The sequence below is a fragment of the Pseudonocardia sp. C8 genome, from assembly GCF_014267175.1.
Lineage (GTDB): Bacteria > Actinomycetota > Actinomycetes > Mycobacteriales > Pseudonocardiaceae > Pseudonocardia.
Genome location: NZ_JACMTR010000002.1, coordinates 3,133,988 through 3,155,047, shown reverse-complemented (window position 1 = coordinate 3,155,047; position 21,060 = coordinate 3,133,988). Strand labels below are relative to the sequence as shown.

Annotated in this window: 22 protein-coding genes; 13 read left to right on the top strand and 9 right to left on the bottom strand. The window is 75.4% G+C overall.

Annotated elements, in window-relative coordinates:
* Positions 1-3: 3 nt before the first annotated feature.
* Together H7X46_RS15195 and H7X46_RS15190 are read right to left on the bottom strand one after the other, a co-directional pair.
* Positions 4-399 carry a hypothetical protein gene (locus H7X46_RS15195; protein WP_186360027.1) on the bottom strand — a complete coding sequence of 132 codons (396 nt, stop codon included), beginning with the start codon at positions 397-399 and terminating at the stop codon, positions 4-6.
* A 45-nt stretch (positions 400-444) separates the two neighbouring features.
* On the bottom strand, positions 445-768 hold the full coding sequence (locus H7X46_RS15190; RefSeq protein WP_186360026.1) for a hypothetical protein: 324 nt from the start codon (positions 766-768) through the stop codon (positions 445-447).
* Between the two features lie 155 nt (positions 769-923).
* Here H7X46_RS15190 and H7X46_RS15185 point away from each other — a divergent pair, with 155 nt between their 5' ends.
* The gene (locus H7X46_RS15185; protein WP_186360025.1) at positions 924-2,024 is read left to right on the top strand and encodes a hypothetical protein; all 1,101 of its coding nucleotides are present in this window, start codon (positions 924-926) and stop codon (positions 2,022-2,024) included.
* Between the two features lie 223 nt (positions 2,025-2,247).
* Here the strand turns inward: H7X46_RS15185 and H7X46_RS15180 are convergent, their stop codons facing one another.
* Positions 2,248-2,724, bottom strand: a complete 477-nt coding sequence (locus tag H7X46_RS15180) for a nucleoside deaminase (RefSeq protein ID WP_186360024.1) — start codon at positions 2,722-2,724, stop codon at positions 2,248-2,250.
* 104 nt (positions 2,725-2,828) lie between these two features.
* Here H7X46_RS15180 and H7X46_RS15175 point away from each other — a divergent pair, with 104 nt between their 5' ends.
* Both H7X46_RS15175 and H7X46_RS15170 read left to right on the top strand, forming a co-directional pair.
* Positions 2,829-3,269, top strand: coding sequence for a MarR family winged helix-turn-helix transcriptional regulator (locus H7X46_RS15175; protein ID WP_222131322.1), 441 nt, complete (start codon positions 2,829-2,831; stop codon positions 3,267-3,269).
* Positions 3,266-4,546: an MFS transporter gene (locus H7X46_RS15170; protein WP_186360023.1), complete on the top strand. Its 1,281-nt coding sequence runs from the start codon at positions 3,266-3,268 to the stop codon at positions 4,544-4,546. Before H7X46_RS15175 ends, H7X46_RS15170 begins: the two co-directional genes overlap by 4 nt.
* On the opposite strand, the gene H7X46_RS15165 is transcribed toward H7X46_RS15170, so the two are convergent.
* On the bottom strand, positions 4,487-5,413 hold the full coding sequence (locus H7X46_RS15165) for a LysR family transcriptional regulator (RefSeq protein ID WP_186360022.1): 927 nt from the start codon (positions 5,411-5,413) through the stop codon (positions 4,487-4,489). The two genes, H7X46_RS15170 and H7X46_RS15165, sit on opposite strands and share 60 nt — an antisense overlap.
* A 72-nt stretch (positions 5,414-5,485) precedes the next feature.
* Between H7X46_RS15165 and aac(3) the strand changes: the two genes are divergently transcribed.
* Positions 5,486-6,292 (top strand): aminoglycoside 3-N-acetyltransferase, encoded by an 807-nt coding sequence (aac(3), locus tag H7X46_RS15160; RefSeq protein ID WP_186360021.1) that lies wholly within the window; start codon positions 5,486-5,488, stop codon positions 6,290-6,292.
* Between the two features lie 7 nt (positions 6,293-6,299).
* Here the strand turns inward: aac(3) and H7X46_RS15155 are convergent, their stop codons facing one another.
* Entirely contained in the window at positions 6,300-6,815 is a 516-nt protein-coding gene (locus H7X46_RS15155) for a DinB family protein (protein WP_186360020.1), read from the bottom strand.
* Positions 6,816-6,878: 63 nt separating this feature from the next.
* On the opposite strand from H7X46_RS15155, the gene H7X46_RS30720 reads away from it, so the two are divergent.
* Positions 6,879-9,173 (top strand): molybdopterin-dependent oxidoreductase, encoded by a 2,295-nt coding sequence (locus tag H7X46_RS30720; RefSeq protein WP_186360019.1) that lies wholly within the window; start codon positions 6,879-6,881, stop codon positions 9,171-9,173.
* A gap of 141 nt (positions 9,174-9,314) precedes the next feature.
* On the opposite strand, the gene H7X46_RS15145 is transcribed toward H7X46_RS30720, so the two are convergent.
* From H7X46_RS15145 to H7X46_RS15135, 3 genes are all read right to left on the bottom strand, one after another.
* Positions 9,315-9,797: a DUF4188 domain-containing protein gene (locus H7X46_RS15145; protein ID WP_186360018.1), complete on the bottom strand. Its 483-nt coding sequence runs from the start codon at positions 9,795-9,797 to the stop codon at positions 9,315-9,317.
* Between the two features lie 59 nt (positions 9,798-9,856).
* The gene (locus H7X46_RS15140) at positions 9,857-11,035 is read right to left on the bottom strand and encodes a CoA transferase (RefSeq protein ID WP_186360017.1); all 1,179 of its coding nucleotides are present in this window, start codon (positions 11,033-11,035) and stop codon (positions 9,857-9,859) included.
* Between the two features lie 329 nt (positions 11,036-11,364).
* Positions 11,365-11,871, bottom strand: coding sequence for a DUF2127 domain-containing protein (locus H7X46_RS15135; protein ID WP_370588784.1), 507 nt, complete (start codon positions 11,869-11,871; stop codon positions 11,365-11,367).
* 137 nt (positions 11,872-12,008) lie between these two features.
* On the opposite strand from H7X46_RS15135, the gene H7X46_RS15130 reads away from it, so the two are divergent.
* The 4 genes from H7X46_RS15130 (at position 12,009) to H7X46_RS15115 (ending at position 15,617) form a co-directional block, all read left to right on the top strand.
* Positions 12,009-12,785, top strand: a complete 777-nt coding sequence (locus H7X46_RS15130; RefSeq protein WP_186360016.1) for an HNH endonuclease signature motif containing protein — start codon at positions 12,009-12,011, stop codon at positions 12,783-12,785.
* Between the two features lie 481 nt (positions 12,786-13,266).
* Positions 13,267-13,662 carry a GNAT family N-acetyltransferase gene (locus tag H7X46_RS15125; protein WP_186360015.1) on the top strand — a complete coding sequence of 132 codons (396 nt, stop codon included), beginning with the start codon at positions 13,267-13,269 and terminating at the stop codon, positions 13,660-13,662.
* Positions 13,659-14,159, top strand: coding sequence for an NUDIX hydrolase (locus H7X46_RS15120; RefSeq protein ID WP_255426142.1), 501 nt, complete (start codon positions 13,659-13,661; stop codon positions 14,157-14,159). Before H7X46_RS15125 ends, H7X46_RS15120 begins: the two co-directional genes overlap by 4 nt.
* Before the next feature lie 102 nt (positions 14,160-14,261).
* Positions 14,262-15,617, top strand: a complete 1,356-nt coding sequence (locus tag H7X46_RS15115; protein WP_186360013.1) for an MFS transporter — start codon at positions 14,262-14,264, stop codon at positions 15,615-15,617.
* A 73-nt stretch (positions 15,618-15,690) separates the two neighbouring features.
* Here H7X46_RS15115 and H7X46_RS15110 read toward each other — a convergent pair whose 3' ends face one another.
* Positions 15,691-16,053, bottom strand: a complete 363-nt coding sequence (locus H7X46_RS15110; protein ID WP_186360012.1) for a YchJ family protein — start codon at positions 16,051-16,053, stop codon at positions 15,691-15,693.
* A 103-nt stretch (positions 16,054-16,156) separates the two neighbouring features.
* Here H7X46_RS15110 and cobT point away from each other — a divergent pair, with 103 nt between their 5' ends.
* Genes cobT through H7X46_RS15090 form a run of 4 tightly spaced genes read left to right on the top strand, consistent with a single transcriptional unit; the run spans position 16,157 to position 21,049 of the window.
* Positions 16,157-17,875, top strand: coding sequence for a nicotinate-nucleotide--dimethylbenzimidazole phosphoribosyltransferase (gene cobT / locus H7X46_RS30715; RefSeq protein WP_186360011.1), 1,719 nt, complete (start codon positions 16,157-16,159; stop codon positions 17,873-17,875).
* Positions 17,868-19,091 (top strand): precorrin-6y C5,15-methyltransferase (decarboxylating) subunit CbiE, encoded by a 1,224-nt coding sequence (gene cbiE, locus H7X46_RS15100; RefSeq protein ID WP_186360010.1) that lies wholly within the window; start codon positions 17,868-17,870, stop codon positions 19,089-19,091. Before cobT ends, cbiE begins: the two co-directional genes overlap by 8 nt.
* The gene (gene cobM, locus H7X46_RS15095) at positions 19,088-19,831 is read left to right on the top strand and encodes a precorrin-4 C(11)-methyltransferase (RefSeq protein WP_186360009.1); all 744 of its coding nucleotides are present in this window, start codon (positions 19,088-19,090) and stop codon (positions 19,829-19,831) included. The genes cbiE and cobM overlap by 4 nt, the downstream gene beginning before the upstream one ends.
* A gap of 51 nt (positions 19,832-19,882) precedes the next feature.
* A complete protein-coding gene (locus H7X46_RS15090; protein WP_186360008.1) occupies positions 19,883-21,049 on the top strand; it encodes an acyl-CoA dehydrogenase family protein in 1,167 nt (388 codons plus the stop codon).
* Positions 21,050-21,060: the final 11 nt, after the last annotated feature.

The following is a 21,060-nucleotide window of genomic DNA, read 5'->3' as shown; positions in this document are numbered from 1 at the left end:
CCCTCACCGCAGCCGCAGGAACCCCCACGCGGCCAGCCAGACCGTGCCGGCCGTGAGCGCCATCGCCCCCGGGACGTGCACGACCAGGCCGGGGATCTCGCCGAACCAGGCCTGCACGAAGCTGAACGCGAACACCGAAGCCGCCACGGCGACCGGCCACCACGGCGCGGCCCGGACCGCGCGGAGCCAGCCGGCGGCCAGCGCGGCCAGCCCGGTCACGACGTGCAGCACGATCGCCCCCGCTCCGTGCAGGCCGGGGTCGCCGCCGGTGAACAGCCCGCCCGCGGTGACGAACTGCCAGGCGAGCACGGCGACCGCGGCGAGCGTCAGCACCCGGAACGCCAGTACCGGGGCCGGCGCCGGCCGGTCGGGGGAGGCGTGACGGTTCGGCGCGGGCATGGCACTCCCGGGGCTGCGAGGGAACACGAGGAGCGCCCCGGCCGGTCAGGCGTGGGTGACCCGGCGGACCGACCACGGGGTCAGGAAGTCCCGCTCCGGATCGGGACGGTACCCGGCGATCGCGGCGAAGTGGCGGTCGACGAACCCGTGCAGCGCGGCGCGGTGGCCGTCGGCGTCCGGGGCGTGGAGCTCGTCGTCGCGCCAGCCGCACTCGCACGCCGCGCGGAAGCCGGTGTAGGCCGGGCCGTCGAGGTGGTCGTCGAGCACGTCGGTCCAGATGCCGGTGTCCCGGCCGTCCGGGGTGCGGCCGCTGACGAACCCCTCGTGGTCGTCCGAGCCGGGGACGTCACCGGGTCCGATGTAGAGCACGTCGTCGATGGTCCGCGCCGCCGGCCCGTGGACCAACGCCCGGTGGCCGGACGGGTACGGCGCCGCGCCCGGCGGTCGACGACGCGATCGGCGGTACCTCCGCCCGGGTGAGGTCGCCGGGTTTGTCCGCGCGCGTGCCGGGAAGACCCCCGGCGATGCGTACCGACTGGATCCGACCCCTCAACGACCGCGACGGGCCGTTCGCGACCGTCGTCATGGACGCCACCCACGACACGGCCGACGCCACCGAGCAGTACCGGCTCCGGTGGCGGGACCTGCGGGAGCGGCTCGCGGACTCCGGTGCGGACGACGCGACGCTGGCCGTGCTGGACCGGGCCGTCACCGGTGCCGACGTGCCGGACGGCACCGCGGGCCGGGTGCTCGTCGCCGACACGGAGGCGGTCCTGCTCGACCGGTTCACCGAGGTCCCGCCCGAGCGGGGCTCCGCGCGGTGGGGGTCGGTGCCCGACCTGCTCGCCGTGGTCCGTGCGGGCGTCGACGAGGTGCGGACCGTGGTCGCCGCCGTCGACAACACCGGCGGCGAGATCCGGGGTGTCGACGGCGTCGTGGAGACCGTCGACTCCGCCGAGGTCGACCCCGGGGGCCCGGTGCACAAGGCGCACATGCCCGACCCCGTCGCCGGTAACGCCGACGCCCGGGTGGAGGAGACCTGGCGGCGCAACGCCCGGGCCGTCGCCGAGCGGGTCGACGCGCTCGTGCGCGCCGGGCACGCCGACCTGCTGGTGGTGGCCGGTGACGCCCCGGCAAGGGCCCGGCTGCGGGACGAGCTCGCGCCGGCCTCGGCGGAGATCATGGCCGAGATCGAGCACACCGGGGGAGCGGTCCCCGACCAGGTCGACGACACCGTCCGGGCCGCGGCCGACGAGGTGCGGGAGCGTCGGCGCGCCGAGACGGTGGAGAGCTTCGCGACCGCCTCCGGTCGCACGGACGGCCTCGCGGTCACCGGCCTGTCGCCGGTGGTGGACGCGGTCCGGGCGCGTGCCGTGGAGACGCTGCTCGTCGACCCCGCCGCGGTCCCGGGCACCGAGCTGCTCGTGGGTGACGACCCGACGACCGTCGCGGAACGCTCCGCCGACGTGCTCGCCGGGGGACCGACCCGCTCCGGCCCGGCCGCGGACGTGCTGGTGCGGGCCGTCGCCGCGACCGACGGCGCGGTGCTGCTCGTCCGGCCCGGCGACGATGTGACCCTCACCGACGGCCTCGGCGCCGTGCTGCGTTTCCCGGTCGCCGCGTGAGCGGGTGGTTCACCTGCCCGGCCCAGTGACGTCCGTCCTGGCCGCCGGCCGGGTGAATCCGGCTCGCGAGGTGGTTCGCACCGGGCGGGGTCGGGTATCACGAGGAACGTACGGACCCCGGTACGGGCCGGGTGCTGGGGAGCCTCCCGGTCCGTCGTCCCAGGTCCGGGACGCGGCTGCATCGGGGGCGGTCGCGCCCCGGACCTCTCTCGTGTTCCGCCCGTCAGCTCCCGCGGTGGAACCGTTCGTGCAGGGCCCGGACCCGCGGCGCGAGGTCCGGGTCGGGCCCCTCGACCCGCACCCCCGGTGCCACCTCGGGGACCGGCAGCGGCCGTACCGGGCCCGGCGGCGCCCCGAGCTCCCGCAGCCAGGCGGTGAGCTGCGCGGTCGAGCTCGCGTACACGATCCGGCCCAGCCCCACCCACGCGTGCGCGGCGGCGCACATCGGGCAGTGCTCGCCCGAGGTGTAGACGGTGGCGCCGGCACGCTCGGCGGGTGTCAGCAGCTCGGTCGCCCGGCGGGCCAGCGCGAACTCCGGGTGCCGGGTCCGGTCGCCGCCGGCGACCCGGTTGCGGTCCTCGGCCCGCACCACGCCGGACGGGTCGACCAGCACCGAGCCGAACGGCTCGTCGCCCGCGTCGAGGGCCTCCTCGGCCAGCTCGACGCAGCGTCGCAGGTGCTCCCGGTCGCGCTCGTCCATCGGCGTCCCACCCCTTTCCCCGGCGCGGGATCCTAGACCGACGCGGGGTGGGGGACTCCCGACACCGGGTATATGCTTGCCGATAGGCAACTGAATGGAGGGCGATGAGCGGACTCGACCCCGACGAGCTCACCCGGCTGCGCGTGGACCTGGCCCGGATCGCGCGCGGGCTCGACCGGCACTCCCGCGGGTCGGAGCTCACCCGCACCCAGGTCTCCGTGCTCGGGACGGTGGTCGTGCGCGGGCCGATCGGGATGGGGGAGCTCGCGACGATCGAGGGGCTGAACCCGACGATGCTGTCCCGGCTCACCGGGAAGCTCGAGGCCGCCGGGCTGCTCGTGCGCGACGCCGACCCCGCCGACCGGCGCGCCGTGCGGGTCGCCGCCACCGAGGCCGGCACCGCCGAGCACGGGCGCCAGCGCGAGGAGCGCGCCCGGCTGCTGGCCCGGCACGTCGACGGCCTGCCCGAACACCACGTCGACGGCCTGCGCGCCGCGCTGCCCGCCCTGGACGCGCTCGCGACCTCGCTGCGGGACCCGCGGTGAGCGCCCGGACCGCGGTCCGGGACCTCTCCGGGCGGACCTTCGCCGCCCTCTCCGGCCGGAACTACCGGCTGTGGTTCGGCGGCCAGTCGATCTCGATGGTCGGCACCTGGATGCAGTCGGTGGCGCAGTCCTGGCTGGTCTACGAGCTGAGCGGGTCCGCGGCCGTGCTCGGCACCGTGATCGCGGTCCAGACCCTGCCCACCCTGCTGCTCGGCCCGTACGCCGGGGTCTGGGTGGACCGGCTCGACCGGCGGCGGCTCATGATCGGCCTGCAGTCGCTGATGGGCCTGCAGGCGCTGGCGCTCGCCGTCCTCACCCTCACCGGGACCGTCGCGCTGTGGCACGTCTACGTCCTGGCCGCCGTGCTCGGGCTGAACAAGGCGTTCGAGAACCCGGCCCGCCAGACGTTCGTGCACGAGCTGGTGGGCCCCGGGGACCTGCGCAACGCCGTCACCCTCAACTCGGTGCTCACCAACGCGGCCCGCGCGGTCGGCCCGGCCGTCGCCGGGCTGGTGATCGTCGCCGGCGGGACCGGGATGTGCTTCGCGCTCAACGCGGCGAGCTTCGTCGCGGTCGTGTCCTCGCTGCTGCGCCTCGACGTCTCCGCGCTCACCGCGGCCGAGCCCGCGCCGCGCGCACCCGGCCAGCTGCGGGAGGGTCTCGCCCACGTCCGCGGCAAACCCGAGCTGCGGGTGCCGCTGCTGATGATGGCGCTCATCGGCTGCCTGGCCTACGAGTTCCCGGTCGTGCTGCCGGTCGTGGCGTCGGAGACCTTCGGCGGCGACGCCGCCACCTACGGCTACCTCACCGGCGCGATGGGGGCCGGCGCGGTGCTCGGCGGGCTGGTCGTCGCGGGCCGGGGCCGGACCGGGCTGCGGTCCCTGGTGGGGACCGCGCTCCTGTTCGGCGCGGCGCTGGGCCTCGCCGCGGCCGCGCCGGCGCTGTGGGTCGCGCTGATCGCGATGGGCCTGGTCGGGACGGCGAGCGTCGCGTTCATGTCCGGCGGCAACAGCACCCTGCAGCTCGCCGCCGCCCCGCACCTGCGCGGCCGGGTGATGGCGCTGTGGTCGGTCGCCTTCCTCGGGTCGACACCGATCGGCGGTCCGATCGCGGGCTGGGTGGCCGAGCACCTCGGGGGGCGCGGCGGGCTCGCACTGGGTGCGGTGGCGTGCCTCGTCGCCGCGGCCCTCGGATGGCCGGCCGCCCGCCGGGCGGGGTCAGCGGATCCGGCCGCCGGTGGCGATCCGCAGCAGGTCGCGGGCCGTGCCCTGCAGTGAGGTGCCCTCCTGCCAGACGGCACGGAACTCGAGGGTGAGCTCGGCGCCGCGCACCGGCACCTCGACCAGGGCGCCGGCGGCGAGGTCGGCGGTGACCACCCGGCGCGGGAGCACGGCCGGCCCGGCGCCGCCGCGCACGGCGGCCCGGACGGCGGCGTCGGTGGCGAGCTCGCGGGCCGGGGCCGCGACCGGCACGTCCGGCGCCGCCGCGGCGAGCGCCGCCTCCAGCGCCGGCCGGGACCCGGCACCCCGGCCCCGGGTGACCAGGGCGCTGCCGGCGAGCTCGGCGGCGTCCACCCCGGCGCCGCCTGCCCACGGGTGACCCGGCGGGACCACGACGACCAGCGTGTCGGTGACGACGGTCGTCGCGTGCAGCTTGTCCAGCGGCCCGGCGGTCTCGACGATGCCGACGGCCGCGTCGCCGTCCCGGACCGCGGTGGCCGGGTCGTCGGTGGCGAGCAGGGTCACCTGCCCGCCGGGCCCGTCACGCAGCTCGACCAGCCAGGCCGGGAGCAGGCCCTCCGCTGCCGTCGGCCCGGCCGCCACCACGACGACCGGGTCCTCGCCGCGGGGCGGCCGCAGCGCGGCGACCGCGGCGTCGAGGTCGTGGGCGGCGGCGAGCACCGGGCCGGCCCACCCGGCCAGCAGCGCCCCGCGCGGGGTCAGCCGGCTGGACCGCCGCCCGCGCGCGCCGCGCTCCAGGACGGGCGCGCCGACCTGCTGCTCCACCGCCCGGATGCGGGCGTTGGCGGCCTGCACGGACAGGCCGAGCTCGCCCGCGGCGGTCGCCAGGCTGCCGGTGCGGGCGACCGCGACGAGCACGGCCAGCGCGGTCAGGTCGGGGACGGAGGTGGGTGCGGAGGACATCCGGACCAGCGTAGGCGCCCGCCGGGGGAACCCCGGTGACAGCCCGCTCGGAGGTCGCTAGCGTCCGGTCCCATGCCCGCCCCGCCGTGGCCGCACACCCGCGCCGACCTGGCCGAGGACCTGCGCGCACTCGGGCTCGGCGCCGGGCAGGCGGTGCTCGCGCATGCGGGGATCCGCTCGCTCGGCCCGCTGCTCGACGGGCCGGACACGCTGATCGACGCGCTGCTCGACGCCGTCGCACCGGGCGGGACCGTGCTGGCCTACACCGACTGGCAGGCGCCCTACCTGGAGTTCCTCGACGACGGCCGGGTCCCGGACGGCCTGCGCCCGCACGTGCCGCCCTTCGACCCGGCGGCCTCCCGGGCGATCCGGGACAACGGCGCGTTCCCGGAGTTCCTGCGCACCCGGCCCGGCGCGCGGCGCAGTGGCTCGCCGGGCGCCTCGATCGCGGCGCTCGGCGCGGATGCGGAACACTTCGTCCGCGACCACCCGCTGGACTACGGCTACGGCACCGGCTCCCCGCTGGCGCGGCTCGTCGCGGCCGGTGGGAAGGTCGCGATGGTCGGCGCGCCGTGGGACACGATGACGCTGCTGCACCACGCCGAGCACCTCGCCGACCTGCCGGGCAAGCGGGTCACCCGGTACGAGGTGCCGCTGGCCGCGCCCGGCGCGACGGTGTGGCACACGGTCGAGGAGTTCGACACGAGCGTCCCGGTGACAGCCGCGTTCCGTGACGACCACTTCGACCGGATCGTCACCGACTTCGTGGCCGGTGGCGGCGGTCGCCGGGGCCCGGTCGGGGAGGCGGACACGCTGGTCGTCGACGCGGCCGACATCTGCGCGTTCGCCGTGCGGTGGCTGGAGGAGCGTGGCCGCTGAGTCGCGCTCAGCGGCCGAACAGGCCGCGCAGGTAGGCCGCCTGGCCGGCGTGCTGCAGGTCGTCGCCGAGCACGCTGACCAGCCGCTCGCCGAGCGTGACCCCCTCGCCGTAGGTCGGGGGGAGCACCCGGGACAGGTCGTCGTCGGTGAGGTTGCGCAGGTGGCCGGTGGTGCGGGCGTGCACGGCCTCGCCGTACCCGGTCAGCAGCGCGGGCGTGGTCCGGACGGCGTCCACCTGCTCCGGCGAGTGGCCGAAGCCGGTGTCGGCGGGATCGAGGTCGAGGCCGAACCGGTCGGCCCACCCGTCGTCGGTCCAGACCTGGCCGGTGCCGAACGCCTCGGCGACGTGGTCGTCCTGGACCCGCAGCAGGTGCCAGACCAGCCAGCCGATCGGGTTGCCCCGGCCGCCGTCGCCCTCCGGCCGGCGCACGAGGTCCGGTGCGGTGAGGCCGTCGAGCACGTCGTGCACGAGCTCGTCGACGCGGCCGAAGTGGTCTTCGAGTAGCTCCGCGGAGGTCGTCATGGCCGAGACCTTCCCCCTCGAAGCCTTCCGCATGCGGCCGGGCGCGGCCTAGCGTGGGCAGCGGTGACCGAGATCGAGAAGACCCACAGCGCGCACTGGGGTGTGTTCCGCGCCCGTTTCGACGGCAGCCGGCTCCGGGTCCGCCCGCACCCGGGTGATCCCGACCCGTCGCCGGTGCTGGACAACGTCCCGGCCGCGGTCGCGCACCCGGCCCGGGTGGCCGCCCCGGCGGTGCGGCGCGGCTGGTGGGAGCGCGGCCCGGGCCGGGACCCGGCCCGCGGCCGCGACGGCTACCGCACGGTGTCCTGGGACGCCCTGCTGGACCGGCTCGCCGAGGAGACCCACCGGGTCCGGACCGCCCACGGCGACGCGGCCGTCTACGGCGGGTCCTACGGGTGGGCCTCGGCCGGCCGGTTCCACCACGCGCAGGGCCAGCTGCACCGCTTCCTGGCCGTGACCGGGGGATACACGCGCTCGGTCAACACCTACTCCGGTGGCGCGGCCGAGGTGATCCTGCCGCAGGTGCTGGGCAGTTTCGACGCGGTCACCCGGTACGCGGTCAGCTGGGACCAGGTGGCCGCGCACACCGACACCGTGCTGGCGTTCGGCGGGATGGCGCTGAAGAACTCCGCGATCGCCGCCGGCGGGGTCAGCCGACACGTCGAGCGCGGTGCGATGCGGGCGGCGCGCGACCGCGGTGCGGTGTTCGTGCTGGTCAGCCCGCTGCGCCCGGACCTGCCGGAGGAGGTCGACGCCACCTGGCTGCCGATCCGCCCCGGCACCGACGTGGCGTTGATGCTCGGGCTGATGCACACCGTCGTCGCCGACGGCCGGCACGACGCCGACTTCCTCACCTCGCACTGCGACGGCTGGGAGCAGCTGCGCTCCTACCTGTTCGCCGACCCGGTGAAGGACGCCGACTGGGCGGCTGCCGTCACCGGCATCGACGCCACGGTGATCCGCGAGCTCGCCTGGCGGATCGCCTACGGCCGCACCCTGATCACCCTCGCGCAGTCCCTGCAGCGGGCCGAGCACGGCGAGCAGCCGGTGTGGGGCGGGGCCGCACTGGCCGCCGTCCTCGGCCAGATCGGGCTGCCCGGCGGGGGATTCAACTACGGCCTCGGCTCGCTCGGGCACTACGGCCGGGCCCGCACCGCGGTGCCGGTGCCGACGTTCTCCCGGGCGCAGAACCCGGTCGACTCCGTCATCCCGGTGGCCCGGGTCGCGGACATGCTGCTGAACCCGGGCGGGACCTACGTCTACGACGGGGCCGAGCGCACCTACCCGCACGTGCGGCTGGCCTGGTGGGCCGGCGGCAACCCCTTCCACCACCACCAGGACCTGCGCAGGCTGCGTCGGGCGGTGGCCGAACTGGACACCTTCGTCGTGCACGATCCGATGTGGACGGCGACGGCGCGGCACGCCGACGTCGTCATCCCGTCGACGACCACTCTGGAACGGGACGACATCGGCGCGTCCAGTTCGGACCCGCTCGTGGTCGCGATGAAGCAGCTGGTGCCGCGGCACGGCGAGTCGCGCGACGACTACGACGTCCTGTCCGAGCTGGCCCACCGGCTCGGGCACGGGGAGGCGTTCACCGAGGGCCGCACGGCGCAGGAGTGGCTCGTCCACATGTACGACCGCACCCGCAAGGCGCTCGCCGACCGCGGCCTGGCCGCCCCCGACTTCGAGGAGTTCTGGGCGCGCGGCGAGCTGGAGCTGCCCCAGCGCCCCGACGACGGCGGCGTACTCGCCCGGTTCCGCGCCGACCCGCAGGCGCACCCGCTGCCGACCCCGTCCGGCAAGGTCCAGGTGGCCTCGGCGACGATCGCGGGCCACGGTCTCGCCGACCACCCCGGCCACCCGGCCTGGCTGGAGCCCACCGAGGCCCCCGACGAGCGGCACCCGTTCTGGCTGGTCGCCAACCAGCCGGCGACCCGGCTGCACTCGCAGCTGGACTTCGGGGCGCACTCGGCCGGGGCGAAACGCTCCGGTCGCGAGGTCGTCCGGATCCACCCGGACGACGCCGACCGGATCGGCGTGGCCGACGGCCAGGTCGTCCGGATCCACAACGACCGCGGGGCCTGCCTGGCCGCGGCCCGGCTGTCCGAGGACATCCGCCCGGGCGTGGTGCAGCTGCCCACCGGGGCCTGGTGGGACCCGCGCCCGGACCCGGAACGACCCGGGTACGGCGACGACGGGCTCTGCGTGCACGGCAACCCGAACGCCGTCACCCGCGACCGCGGGTCGTCCTCGCTGGCGCAGGGGTGCAGCGGGCAGCTCAGCGCGGTCGCGGTCTCGCCGTTCCCGCACGAGCCGCCGGTGGTGGCGGCGCACACGGCACCGCCCACGGCCTGACCGGACGGCCGGCCCCGGCCGGCCGCCGCCGGTCACTGCCGGCGCTCACGGAACCCGGCAACGCTCGCGAGATCGGGTGAGCGTTCCCGGGGTTTCGTGAGCGTCCGTGCTGCGGGGCCTGCCGGGGCGGGGGCGGAGGGGTCAGGCTGTGGCGCGCCGGGTGGCGAGGCGCCGCCGTCCGCCCTCGGTGGCCGCGTCGATCTGCCGCACCCCGAGCGCCTTCGCGAGCCCGGCGGGCGGCATGTCGCCGTAGATGCTCTCGAACTCGCCCGCGACGAACGTCTCGTGCCAGATCCCGACCGCCCCGGGCACCCGGCGCGCCCGCCGGTTGAACGCGGCCCACGCCGGGCGGTGCAGCCGGCCGGTGTCGTTCGCGTAGGCGTAGAGCGACTCGCGGTCGCGCCAGTACTGGATCACCATCGGTCCGCCGGCGCCGAGGACCAGCCGGTGGCCGAGCAGGCCGGAGCCGGGATCCTTCGAGAGCTCGGCCAGCATCTTCGGCATCGCGGTGAACACCGGAACCCAGGCGTCGACCCGCCACGGCCGGTTGAGACGCATCCCGATCAGGAAGACGACGATCTCGCCGTCGGCCGGTTCGTTGGTCGTCCGGGTGTACTGCGCCATGGTGACTCCTCTCCTCGTTCGGATACTCACACTATCCGATATGTGGAGAGTTGCGCTATCTATTTCTCGAGCCAGGCCCGGATCTCGCCGGAGTCGGCGCCCATGGCGGGCGGCGAGCGCCGGTAGGACGGCGGGGTCGCCGAGTACGTGACCGGGTTGCGGACCGTCGGGACCGCCGCCGCGTCGGGGGCCCGGACGACCGGCTCCAGGCCCAGCTCCTCGGCCAGCGCGACGCCCCGGTCGACGGTGTTGATCGGCCCGCAGGGGACGCCGGCCTCGGTGATCGCGGTGTACCACTCCTGCGCGGTGCGGGTCGCCAGCCGGGCGCGCAGCCGTTCCTCGATCTCGGTGCGGTGGGCGATGCGGTCGGACATGGTGGCGAACCGGGGGTCCTCGGCCATCGCCGGATCGCCGAGCACGGTCGCGAGCCGGCGGAACTGGCCGTCGTTGGCCGCAATGACGATCAGGTCGCCGTCCGCGGTCGGCATCGGCTGGTAGGGGAACACGCTGGGGTGCTCGTTGCCCATCCGGTGCGGCACGGCCCCCGCGGCGACGTAGGCCTCGGTCTGGTTGACCAGTGTGGACATCGCGACCGACAGCAGGTTGGTCTCCAGCAGCTGGCCCTCGCCGGTCCGCTCGCGGTGCCGCAGCGCCGCGCACACCGCCAGTGCGGCGTGCAGTCCGGTGAGGACGTCGAACACCGCCACACCCGCCCGGTACGGCGGCCCGTCCGCCTCGCCGGTGAGGCTCATCAGCCCGGAGACCGCCTGGACGAGCAGGTCGTAGCCGGGCAGGTGGGCGCCGCCGCGGCTGCCGAACCCGGAGATCGAGCAGTACACGACCGACGGGTTGTCCCGGGCCACGGCGGCGTGGTCGAGGCCGAACCTCGCCATCCCGCCCGGTTTCATGTTCTCCACGAGGACGTCCGCCCGGTGGGCCAGCCGGCGGGCGAGCTCCAGATCCTCGGCGTCGGTCAGGTCCAGCACGACCGACCGCTTGTTCCGGTTGATCGACAGGTAGTAGGTCGCGATGTCGCCGTGGTCGGGGTCGTGGACGGCCGGCGGCTTCCAGGTCCGGGTGTCGTCGCCGCCGGGGCCCTCCACCTTGATCACGGTCGCGCCGAGGTCGGCCAGCATCATCGTCGCGTACGGGCCGGCCAGGACCCGCGAGAAGTCGGCGACCAGCACGCCGTCGAGGGGGCCGGGGGCGGGCTCGTCACCGAGCGGGGAGTGATCCACGTCCCGGCACGCTAGCCGCGGGTCCTGCGGACCGACAAGCGAGGCAGGATCTTGACGGGCCGTGACGTTCCTGCCCGTTCCGGTGGGGTGGTCGAGCGGCGAGCATCGAGGCCATGACCAGGGATGACAACGTTCTTGCCCGGGTGCTCGTCCGGGTCGGTCGCGCCGTGCGTGAGGCCCTGCGGGTCCAGGAGGAGCTCTGGGCCCTGTTCGAGCGGATCGACCCGGACCCGTGGGAGGAGCTGCACTGGAGGGCGACGGCCTCGGGGTGGCGGCTGTACGGCGCGGTCCTCCCGGAGGCGCTGCGTGGTTCGGCGGCACGGCCGGACTCACGTCGTGGTCGGGTCCCGTCGGAGGGCCCGGTACTCGAGGGCGACCAGCACGATGACCGCGATGTCCAGCGCGGCCAGGAACAGCAGTAGGACCGATCCGGTGTACGCGGCGTGGGTGAGCTCGTAGCCGACGAACACGCCCAGCGCGACCGTCGCCACCGGGTACGCCGGCCGCCAGTGGCGCAGCAGCGCGAGTACGAGCACGAGCTTGATGAGGCCGTGCACCGCGAGGTACACGACGGCGAACGTCCGGTTCCCGGAGGCGAACTCGTCGGTCCCGGCCACGAGGTGGCGGGCCAGGGTTCCGTCCGGTGGACCGAGCAGGTCGCGGGCGAGCACGACGGCCACCAGCCGGTGCACGGCCGCCCCGGAGACCGCCAGCAGCACGCCGGCGGTGATCAGTTCCGCGGCCCCGTCGACGCCCTTGACCAGCAGCGCGATCCTGAACAGCCGCTCCCTGCGGCGCGGCGCGGCGGCCCGGTTCGTCACGCGGGTGATGCTCACACACCCTGCCTGCCTCGGTGCAGCTCGCGCGGCCTCTCCGCTTCCCCGGCCGCCGCGGTACCTGCTTGCAGGTCAGGTGTTGCTCCTTCCGAGTGAACATTCGCGGTGGAGGCCATCGGGATCCGGTTCTGTCGGTAGTGGACCCGGACGGCTACCTGCTGCTGGCCGGGCCGTTGCGCCGCCGCCCCCGCACCCGCGCCCCGAACGACCGGAACGGCCCGAAACCACCGGGCGCGCCGCAGACACCGAGGACGCCAGGTGCACCGGGCACACCGCCGCCGGTGCGCGGCGGAGTCGTCGAGCTCCACATCAGCCTCGACGAGCTCGACCGCTACGCCGCCGACCCCCAGCTGGCCGGCTGGCACCCGCTGCTGGCCGAGATCGCCCGCGCCTGGGCCGACCGCGACACCCGGCGCGCCCGGCTCGACGCCGACCCCACCGCCCGGTTCGCCCGCGGACCCCTGGCCACCCACGTCCAGGTCCGGGACCGCACCTGTGTCGGCCCCGGCTGCACCCGCCCGGCACGACGCTCCGAACTCGACCACACCACCGACCACGACCACGGCGGACCCACCGTGCCGGCCAACATCGGACCCTGCTGCGGGCGCCACCACGCCGACAAGGACCGCGGCTGGACCCTGACCCAACCCGAACCCGGCCGGTTCTGCTGGAGGAGCCCGTTGGGGCGCACCTACCGCACCCGCGGCGAACCCGTCCGCCCCGACCTGCCCGACCCCGACCCTGACGCGGAGCCGCGCGAGGAGCCGGGCGAGCAGAGCGCCGCCGAGACCGACCGGGACCTGCGGAAGCACGACACACCGCTGCTGCGGCGCCCGGCGACGGACCCGCCCCTGCCACCACCGCCACAGCCGAAACCGAAACCGAAACCGGACGACGAGCCACCGCCGTTCTGACCGACCGGTCGCCTCAGCGGCCACCCCGACCCGGCTGGTGCCCCGAGACGGGCGTCGCCCCATCGAACGCCCGGGGCGGAGGCGGGAGGGGCACGGATCGACCGAGGATCCGCGGCCCGGCCCGGACGCTCACAGCGCCGGAGTAGTGGCCGCGGCCGCCACCGACCGGGGCGCCGCGTCATCCCGCGGCGGCCTCCCGGCTGACCCGATCCGCGAGCCGAACCGCTGCCGCGGTGGCGCCGACCAGCTCTGGCTGGGCGTTGACGACCGTCTCCGCCCCTCCGGGCGAGCAGCTCCCTGCGGTGCCGTGCGGTGGCCCGGTTCGTCACGCGGAGATGCACACACGCGCGGCGCGCGCTCGCGCGCAGGAAACGCGTTCGGTTCCCGGCGGTCAGCTGCTCGTCGGCGCACCGGGCAGTGGCCACGGTGAGGTGATGGGCCCTGGCTGCCGCGCCTGCCAGAATCGGCCGCTGTGTCCACGATGTCCGACGTCCTGACACACGCAGAGCGTCCGATACCGGCGCAGGCCGTCCGTGCCCTGTACCGCGCCCCGGGCTGGTGGCCGGACCGGACGGACCATCAGATCGGCCGCGCACTCGTCGGCGGGGGACCGGCCGTCGGTGCATGGCACGACGACGAGCTGGTGGGTTTCGCGCGGGCGGTGAGCGACGGCGTGCTGCGCGCGTACGTCGAGGACGTCGTGGTCACGCCCCGGCTGCGGGGAGCCGGGATCGGGACTGCGCTCGTCCACCGCCTGCTCGAACAGTTGGCGGACATCCCCACGGTGACGCTCTTCTGTCCCCGCAGCCTTGCGCCGTTCTACGGGCGCTTGGGGTTCCGGGCGACCGGCCAGGCCGTGATGCATCTGTCGCGATGATCGCCACCGACGGCCGGCGAATCCCTGTCCGCGCTTCCGGGCAGGATCTGCTCGTGTCGTGGCATCCCCCGACGACGGATCCGCCGCCCGGGGTCCGGCACGGTGCCGCGGGCGTCTGCGTGACCGGCGGCGGAGACATCGTGTTGATCAGCCAGGACGGTGATCACTGGGAGTTGCCGGCCGGCCGGCCCGAAGGCGACGAGTCGTGGGAGCAGACCCTGCGGCGCGAGGTCCACGAGGAGGCATGCTCGACGGTGCTGCGGGCCCGGCTGCTCGGCTTCTCCGTCGGAGAGTGCATCGCCGGACGCGAGCTGGGCCTGGTCCTCGTACGGTCGATCTGGCGGGCCGAGGTCGAGGTCGGCCCGTGGGCCCCCCGGTTCGAGATCGGTCACCGACGGGTCGTTGCGCCGAGGGACGTCTCACGTGGACTGGGGCTCGAGAGCCATCCGTTCGCACCGATCCTTCGCCGGGCGCTCCAGGAAGCGGGCATCGGGTAGCGGGCCGACCGGCCGTGCTGGACCTGCACCCCTCCGGCGGGCGAGCATTCGATCCCCGGGGCATCCTCGGCCCCGGCCACAGGTCTGCAGAGAGGAACGTCCATGACCTCCGACGCCGCTGTCGGGACCGACGATGAGCTGGTCCGCTCCGGCGTGCGCCGCGCGGGCCGCCGGCTCATCCCCCTGCTGATCGTGCTGTACTTCGTGAACTACCTGGACCGGGTGAACATCGGGTTCGCCGGGCCGAACGGGATGAACGAGGAGCTGGGCCTGTCGGCCACGCTCTTCGGTATCGCCGCCGGGGTGTTCTTCATCGGATACCTGCTGCTCGAGGTGCCCAGCAACCTGCTGTTGCACCGCTTCGGTGCCCGCCGGTGGATCGCGCGGATCCTGGTGAGCTGGGGTGTCGTGGCGACGGTCATGGCGTTCACACCGAACGCCGCGGTACTGATCGTGCTGCGTTTCCTGCTGGGTGTGGCCGAGGCCGGCTTCTTCCCGGGCATCATCCTGTACCTCACGTATTGGTTCCCGGCCGCGCAGCGGGCCCGGATGACGGCGTGGTTCATGACCGCGGTGCCGATCTCCACGGCGCTCGGCGCCGTCGTCTCCTCGCTGATCATCCAGCACGGCGACGGGCTGTTCGGGCTCGCCGGCTGGCGGGTGATGTTCCTGCTGGAGGGTATCCCGGCGGTCCTGCTGGCCGTCGTCGTGTGGTTCTTCCTCACCGACCGGCCGGGCACGGCGTCGTGGATGCCGCAGGCGGAGCGGGACGCCCTGGAACGCGTGCTCGCCGCCGAGGGCCGGGAGGTGTCCGGGGCCGGGCCGAAGTCGGTGCTCGGGGCGCTGAAGAGCCCCCGGGTGCTGGCACTGTCCTGGGTGTACTTCGGGGTCGTCTACGGCCTCTACGCGCTCGGCTTCTTCCTGCCGACGATCATCAAGGGGTTCTCCGCGCAGTACGGCACCCAGTTCACCACCGTCCAGCAGGGACTGATCAACGCGATCCCGTTCGGGATCGGGCTGATCGCCATGATCCTCTGGACCCGGAGGGCGACGAACCCGACGGTGCGGGTGGCCGTGCCGGCGCTCGTCGGGGGCCTGGCCATCCCGGTGGCGCTGTACCTGGCGAACCCGTGGCTCGCGATCGTCGCCGTCACGATCTGCGCCTGTGGCGTGCTGGCCGCGCTCCCCGGCTTCTGGTCCCTGCCCACGGCGTACCTGACCGGTGCCGCGGCGGCGGCCGGCATCGGTCTGATCAACTCGCTGGGGAACCTGTCCGGGTTCGTCGCGCCCTACGTCACCGGCTCGCTGTCCGACGCGACCGGCAGCAACCGGCTCGGGCTGTGGGTGGTGGGAATCTGCATGGTCTCGGCGGCCGTGGTGACCTGGCTGCTCGGCCGCGCGCGGCGGACGCCGGCGGAGCGGCCCGTCGGGGGAGACGCCGGCCCGGGCGCCGGCTGACCGACGCACCGTGGTCGATCCGGCTTGCCCCCGATGGCGACTCGCACCGGGGTCGCCGGTCGGCGACAGCCTGTTACGAACGGACGTCCCCGTCGACGTAGAACCAGTGCCCCTCCTCGCGCACGAACCGGCTCCGCTCGTGCAGCACCCCGTCGACCCGGTGGGCCCGGAACTCGACCACGCCGTCGCGGTCGAACATCGACCCGCCGGCGCGGTCGACGATCTCCAGCCCGGTCCACGTCGAGCCCGGCTCCAGCCGCAGCCGGCGCGGCCGGGTCGACGGGTGCCACGACGCCATCAGGTGCGCGGTGTCGCCGTGGACGAACGCGGTGTAGCGGCTGCGCATCAGCGCCTCCGCGGTCGGGGCCGGGCGGCCGGCGAGGACCGGGCCGCAGCAGGCGTCCTCGGGCCGTCCGGTGCCGCAGGGACAGTTCATGCGACCAGTATGTGAGGTGCCCGACCGAGTCGGGCCGGTCGGTTGACCATCCGCTCAGGCGTGTGGTCGGCTCGTCCGTCGTCACGATCATCGGGAGGCAGCTGTGCAGGACTTCTACGACGTGCTGCACTCCCGCCGGGACGTCCGGACCGGGTTCCGGGCCGACCCGGTCGACGACGACGTGCTCACCCGGATCCTGGAGGCCGCGCACGCCGCGCCGAGCGTCGGGTTCTCCCAGCCGTGGGACTTCGTGCTCGTCCGCGACCCGGCGACCCGGGACCGGGTGCACGCGCTGGTCGACGCGCAGCGGGCCCGGTACGCCGCGTCGCTGCCCGCGGCGCGGGCCGAGGCGTTGCGCGCCATCCGGATCGAGGCCATCCGGGAGACACCGCTGAACGTGGTCGTCACCGCCGACCCGACCCGCGGCGGCCGGCACACCCTCGGCCGGCACGACCGGCCCGAGATGGGTCCCTACTCGGCGGCCCTCGCCGTGCAGAACCTGTGGCTGGCCGCCCGGGCCGAAGGCCTCGGCGTCGGGTGGGTCAGCTTCTTCGGCGACGACGGCCTCGACACCCTGCGTGAGCTGCTCGGCCTCCCGGCGCACGTCGAGGTCGTCGCCTACCTGTGCGTCGGGCACGTCGACGCGTTCCCGGACCGTCCGGAGCTGGAGGACCACGGCTGGGCCCGGCGCCGCCCGCTCGACTGGGCCGTGCACCAGGAGACCTGGGGCGCCCGCGGGCTGCCCGGCGCTCCGCCCACCGCCCTGCTGGAGTCCACGGTGGACGCGATCGGGCCGGTGGACGGGGCCGCCCGCGCCGCCGCCCGGGACCGGCTCGACCGGATGACCAAGCCGCGCGGCGCGCTCGGCCGGGTGGAGGACGTCGCCGTCACGCTCGCCGGGATCGCCGGGTCGGAGACGCCGCCGGTGCCCGCCCCCGCGGCCGTCGCGGTGTTCGCCGGCGACCACGGCGTGCACGCCCAGGGCGTCACCCCGTGGCCGCAGGAGGTCACCGGGCAGATGGTGGCCAACTTCGTCGCCGGCGGCGCCGTGGTGAACGCGTTCGCCCGCCAGCTCGGGGCCGAGGTGCAGGTCGTCGACGTCGGGGTGGCGGCCGATCTGGAGCCGGTGCCCGGGTTGCTGCCGCGCAAGGTGGCGCCCGGCACCGCCGACCTGGCCTGCGGCCCCGCGATGACCCGCGAGCAGGCCCGGCAGGCCGTCGAGCACGGCATCGAGGTCGCCCGGGACCTGGTCGCCGCCGGGAACCGGTGCCTGGTCACCGGCGACATGGGCATCGCCAACACCACCCCCGCGGCCGCCCTGATCTGCGCCTTCACCGGTGCCGACCCGGCCGCGGTGACCGGCCGCGGTACCGGCATCGACGACGCGACGCTGGCCCGCAAGACCGAGGTCGTCCGCGGCGCGCTGGAGCGGCACCGGCCGGACCCGGCCGACCCGCTCGGCGTGCTCGCCGCGATCGGCGGGTTCGAGCACGCCGGGCTGGCCGGGTTCGTGCTCGGCGCGGCCGCGCTGCGCACCCCGGTGCTCCTCGACGGCGTCATCGCCGGGTCCGCCGCGCTGGTGGCTGCGGCGCTCGCCCCCGACGTGCCCGGGTACTGCCTGGCCGGGCACCGCTCGGCCGAACCCGGCGGGCACGTCGTCCTGGAGCATCTGGGGCTCGCGCCGCTGCTGGAGCTGGACATGCGCCTGGGTGAGGGCACCGGGGCGCTGCTCGCACTGCCGGTGCTGCAGGGGGCCGCGCGGGCGATGACCGACGTCGCGACCTTCGACAGCGCGGGAGTGACGGACAAGACCGATGGGTGACGCGCCGGTATCCGTGGTGGGGATCGGGGCGGACGGCTGGGCCGGGCTCCCCGGCCCGTCCCGCGAGGCCCTGCGCGAGGCCGAGGTGCTGCTCGGCGGCCCCCGCCAGCTGGACCTGCTGCCCGGCGGCGAGGTGCCGGGGGAGCGGCGGCCGTGGCCGTCGCCGCTGGTCCCGGCCCTGCCCGGGATCCTCGACGAGCTCGCAGGGCGGCGCGTCGCGGTGCTCGCCTCCGGCGACCCCATGTTCTTCGGGATCGGTGCGACCCTGGCCCGGGTCGCCGGGCCGGAGCGGCTCCGGGTACTGGTGCACCCGTCGTCGGTGGCGCTGGCCTGCGCCCGGCTGGGATGGGGTTCGGAGCACGTGCGGGTGCTGTCGCTGGTCGGCCGCCCCCTCGACGCGCTGCGCCGGGTGCTCGCCCCGGGCACCCGGCTGGTCGTGCTGTCGGCCGGGGCCGGGTCGCCCGCCGAGATCGCGCGACTGCTCACCGGCGCCGGGTGGGGCGGGTCGTCGCTGACCGTCCTGGAACGGCTCGGCGCCCCGGACGAGCGGGTCGTGGCCGGGACCGCCGCCGGCTGGCGGGGGGAGGCCGACCCGCTGAACGTCGTCGCCGTCGAGTGCGTCCCCGACGACGGCGTGCGCCCGCTCGGCGAGACCCCCGGGCTGCCCGACACCGCCTACGACCACGACGGCCAGCTCACCAAGCGGGAGGTCCGGGCCGTCACCCTCGCCCACCTCGCGCCGCGGCCCGGTGAGCTGCTGTGGGACGTCGGCGCCGGCTCCGGTTCGATCGGGATCGAGTGGATGCGCGCGCACCCGGCGTGCCGCGCGGTCGCCGTCGAGTCCCGTGCCGAGCGCGCCGACCGGGTCGCGGCCAACGCGGCCGCGCTGGGTGTCCCGGGCCTGCAGGTCGTCACCGGCCGCGCCCCCGGCGCCCTCGACGGCCTGCCGGAACCGGACGCGGTCTTCGTGGGCGGCGGGCTCACCGGGGCCGGGGTGCTCGACCGGTGCCGGGACGCGCTGCGCCCGGGCGGGCGGCTCGTCGCGAACGCGGTCACCGTGCAGACCGAGGCGGTGCTGGCCGCCGCGCACGCCGCGCACGGGGGCACGCTCGTGCGCGTGCAGGTGGCGCGGGCCGAGCCGGTGGGCGGCTTCCACGGCTGGCGGCCGTCGATGCCGGTGACGATCTGGAACTGGGAGAAGGGGAACGACTCGTGACGGTGCACTTCATCGGGGCCGGCCCGGGCGCGGTCGACCTGCTGACGCTGCGCGCCCGCGACCTCATCGCGGCCTCGCCGGTGTGCCTGTACGCCGGCAGCCTCGTCCCGCCGGAGATGCTGGAGATCTGCCCGCCCGGCGCCCGGACGGTCGACACCGCCCTGATGACCCTCGACGAGATCCTCGACGAGATGGTCCGGGCGCACCGGCACGGCCTGGACGTTGCGCGGCTGGCGTCCGGGGACCCGTCGGTGTTCTCGGCGATGGCCGAGCAGATGCGCCGGCTCGAGGCCGAGGGCGTCCCGTACGACGTGTGCCCCGGCGTCCCCGCCTACGCCGCGGCCGCGGCCGCGCTGGGCCGGGAGCTGACCGTCCCGACCGTGGCGCAGACCGTCACCCTCACCCGGATCGCCGCCCGCGCCACCCCCATGCCACCGGCCGAGGACCTCGCGGCGCTGGGGAAGGCGGGCGGCACGGTCGTGCTGCACCTGGCCGTGCACCGGATCGACGAGGTCGTCGACGCGCTGGCCCCGGCCTACGGCGGCGACTGCCCGGCCGCGGTCGTCGCGCACGCCTCCCGGGCGCACGAGGTCGTGCTGCGCGGCACCCTCGACGGCATGCCCAAGGCCGTCCGGGAGGCCGGGATCGAACGCACCGCCGTGATCATCGTCGGGGAGGCGCTCGCCGCCCGGCACTTCCCCGACTCGCACCTGTACTCGACGGACCGCTGCCGCTCGTGAGTGGTTCGGAGGGCCCCGGCCCTCCGAACCACTCACGGGGAGAGGAACGACATGGACTTCGAGCTCACCGACGAGCAGCAGGACATCCGCCGGGCCGTCCGCGAGCTGGCCGGGCGCTTCCCGGACGAGTACTGGGCCGAGCGCGACGAGCGCTGCGAGTTCCCGGACGCGTTCTACGACGCCTTCGCCGACGCCGGCTGGCTCGGCATCGCCGTCCCCGAGGAGTACGGCGGCGGCGGGCTCGGCGTGCTGGAGGCCTCGCTGCTGCTCGAGGAGGTCGCCGCCTCCGGTGCGGCGATGAACGGGTGCAGCACCATGCACCTGACGATCTTCGGGCTGAACACGATCGTGAAGCACGGCAGCGAGGAGATGCGCCGGGCGGTGCTGCCCGGGGCGGCGGACGGATCGCTGCACGTCTGCTTCGGCGTGACCGAGCCGGACGCCGGCACCGACACCACCCGGATCACCACCCGGGCCCGCCGGGACGGCGACGGGTACGTGCTCGACGGGCGGAAGGTGTGGACCACCAAGGCCGGGCGGTCGCAGAAGATGGTCCTGATCACCCGGACCACACCGCGCGAGGAGGTCGAGCGGCCCACCGACGGCATGACCCTGTTCCTGGTCGACGTCGACCCGGACCGGCTCGTCCTGCGGCCGATCCCGAAGATGGGGCGCAACGCCGTGGCCTCCTACGAGGTCGTGCTCGACGGCTACCGGGTACCCGCCTCGGCCCGGGTCGGGGAGGAGGGCCAGGGTTTCCGGTACCTGCTCGACGGCCTCAACCCCGAGCGGATCCTGCTGGCGCACGAGGCGCTCGGGATCGGGCGCGCCGCGCTGCGCCGGGCCGTGCGGTACGCGGGCGAGCGGGTGGTGTTCGACCGGCCGATCGGGCAGAACCAGGGCATCGCCTTCCCGCTGGCCGAGGCCGCGACGCGGCTGGACGCCGCCGAGCTCATGGCACGGCAGGCCGCGTGGCGATACGACCGCGGCCTGCCGTGCGGGAAGGAGGCGAACATGGCGAAGTGGCTGTGCGCCGACGCCGGGTTCGAGGCCGCCGACCGGGCGGTCCAGACCCACGGCGGCATGGGCTACGCCCGCGAGTACCACGTCGAGCGCTACTTCCGGGAGGCGCGGCTGATGCGCCTGGCCCCGATCAGCCAGGAGATGGTGCTCAACTACGTGGCGCAGCACGTGCTGGGACTGCCGCGGTCCTACTGACGCCCGGGACG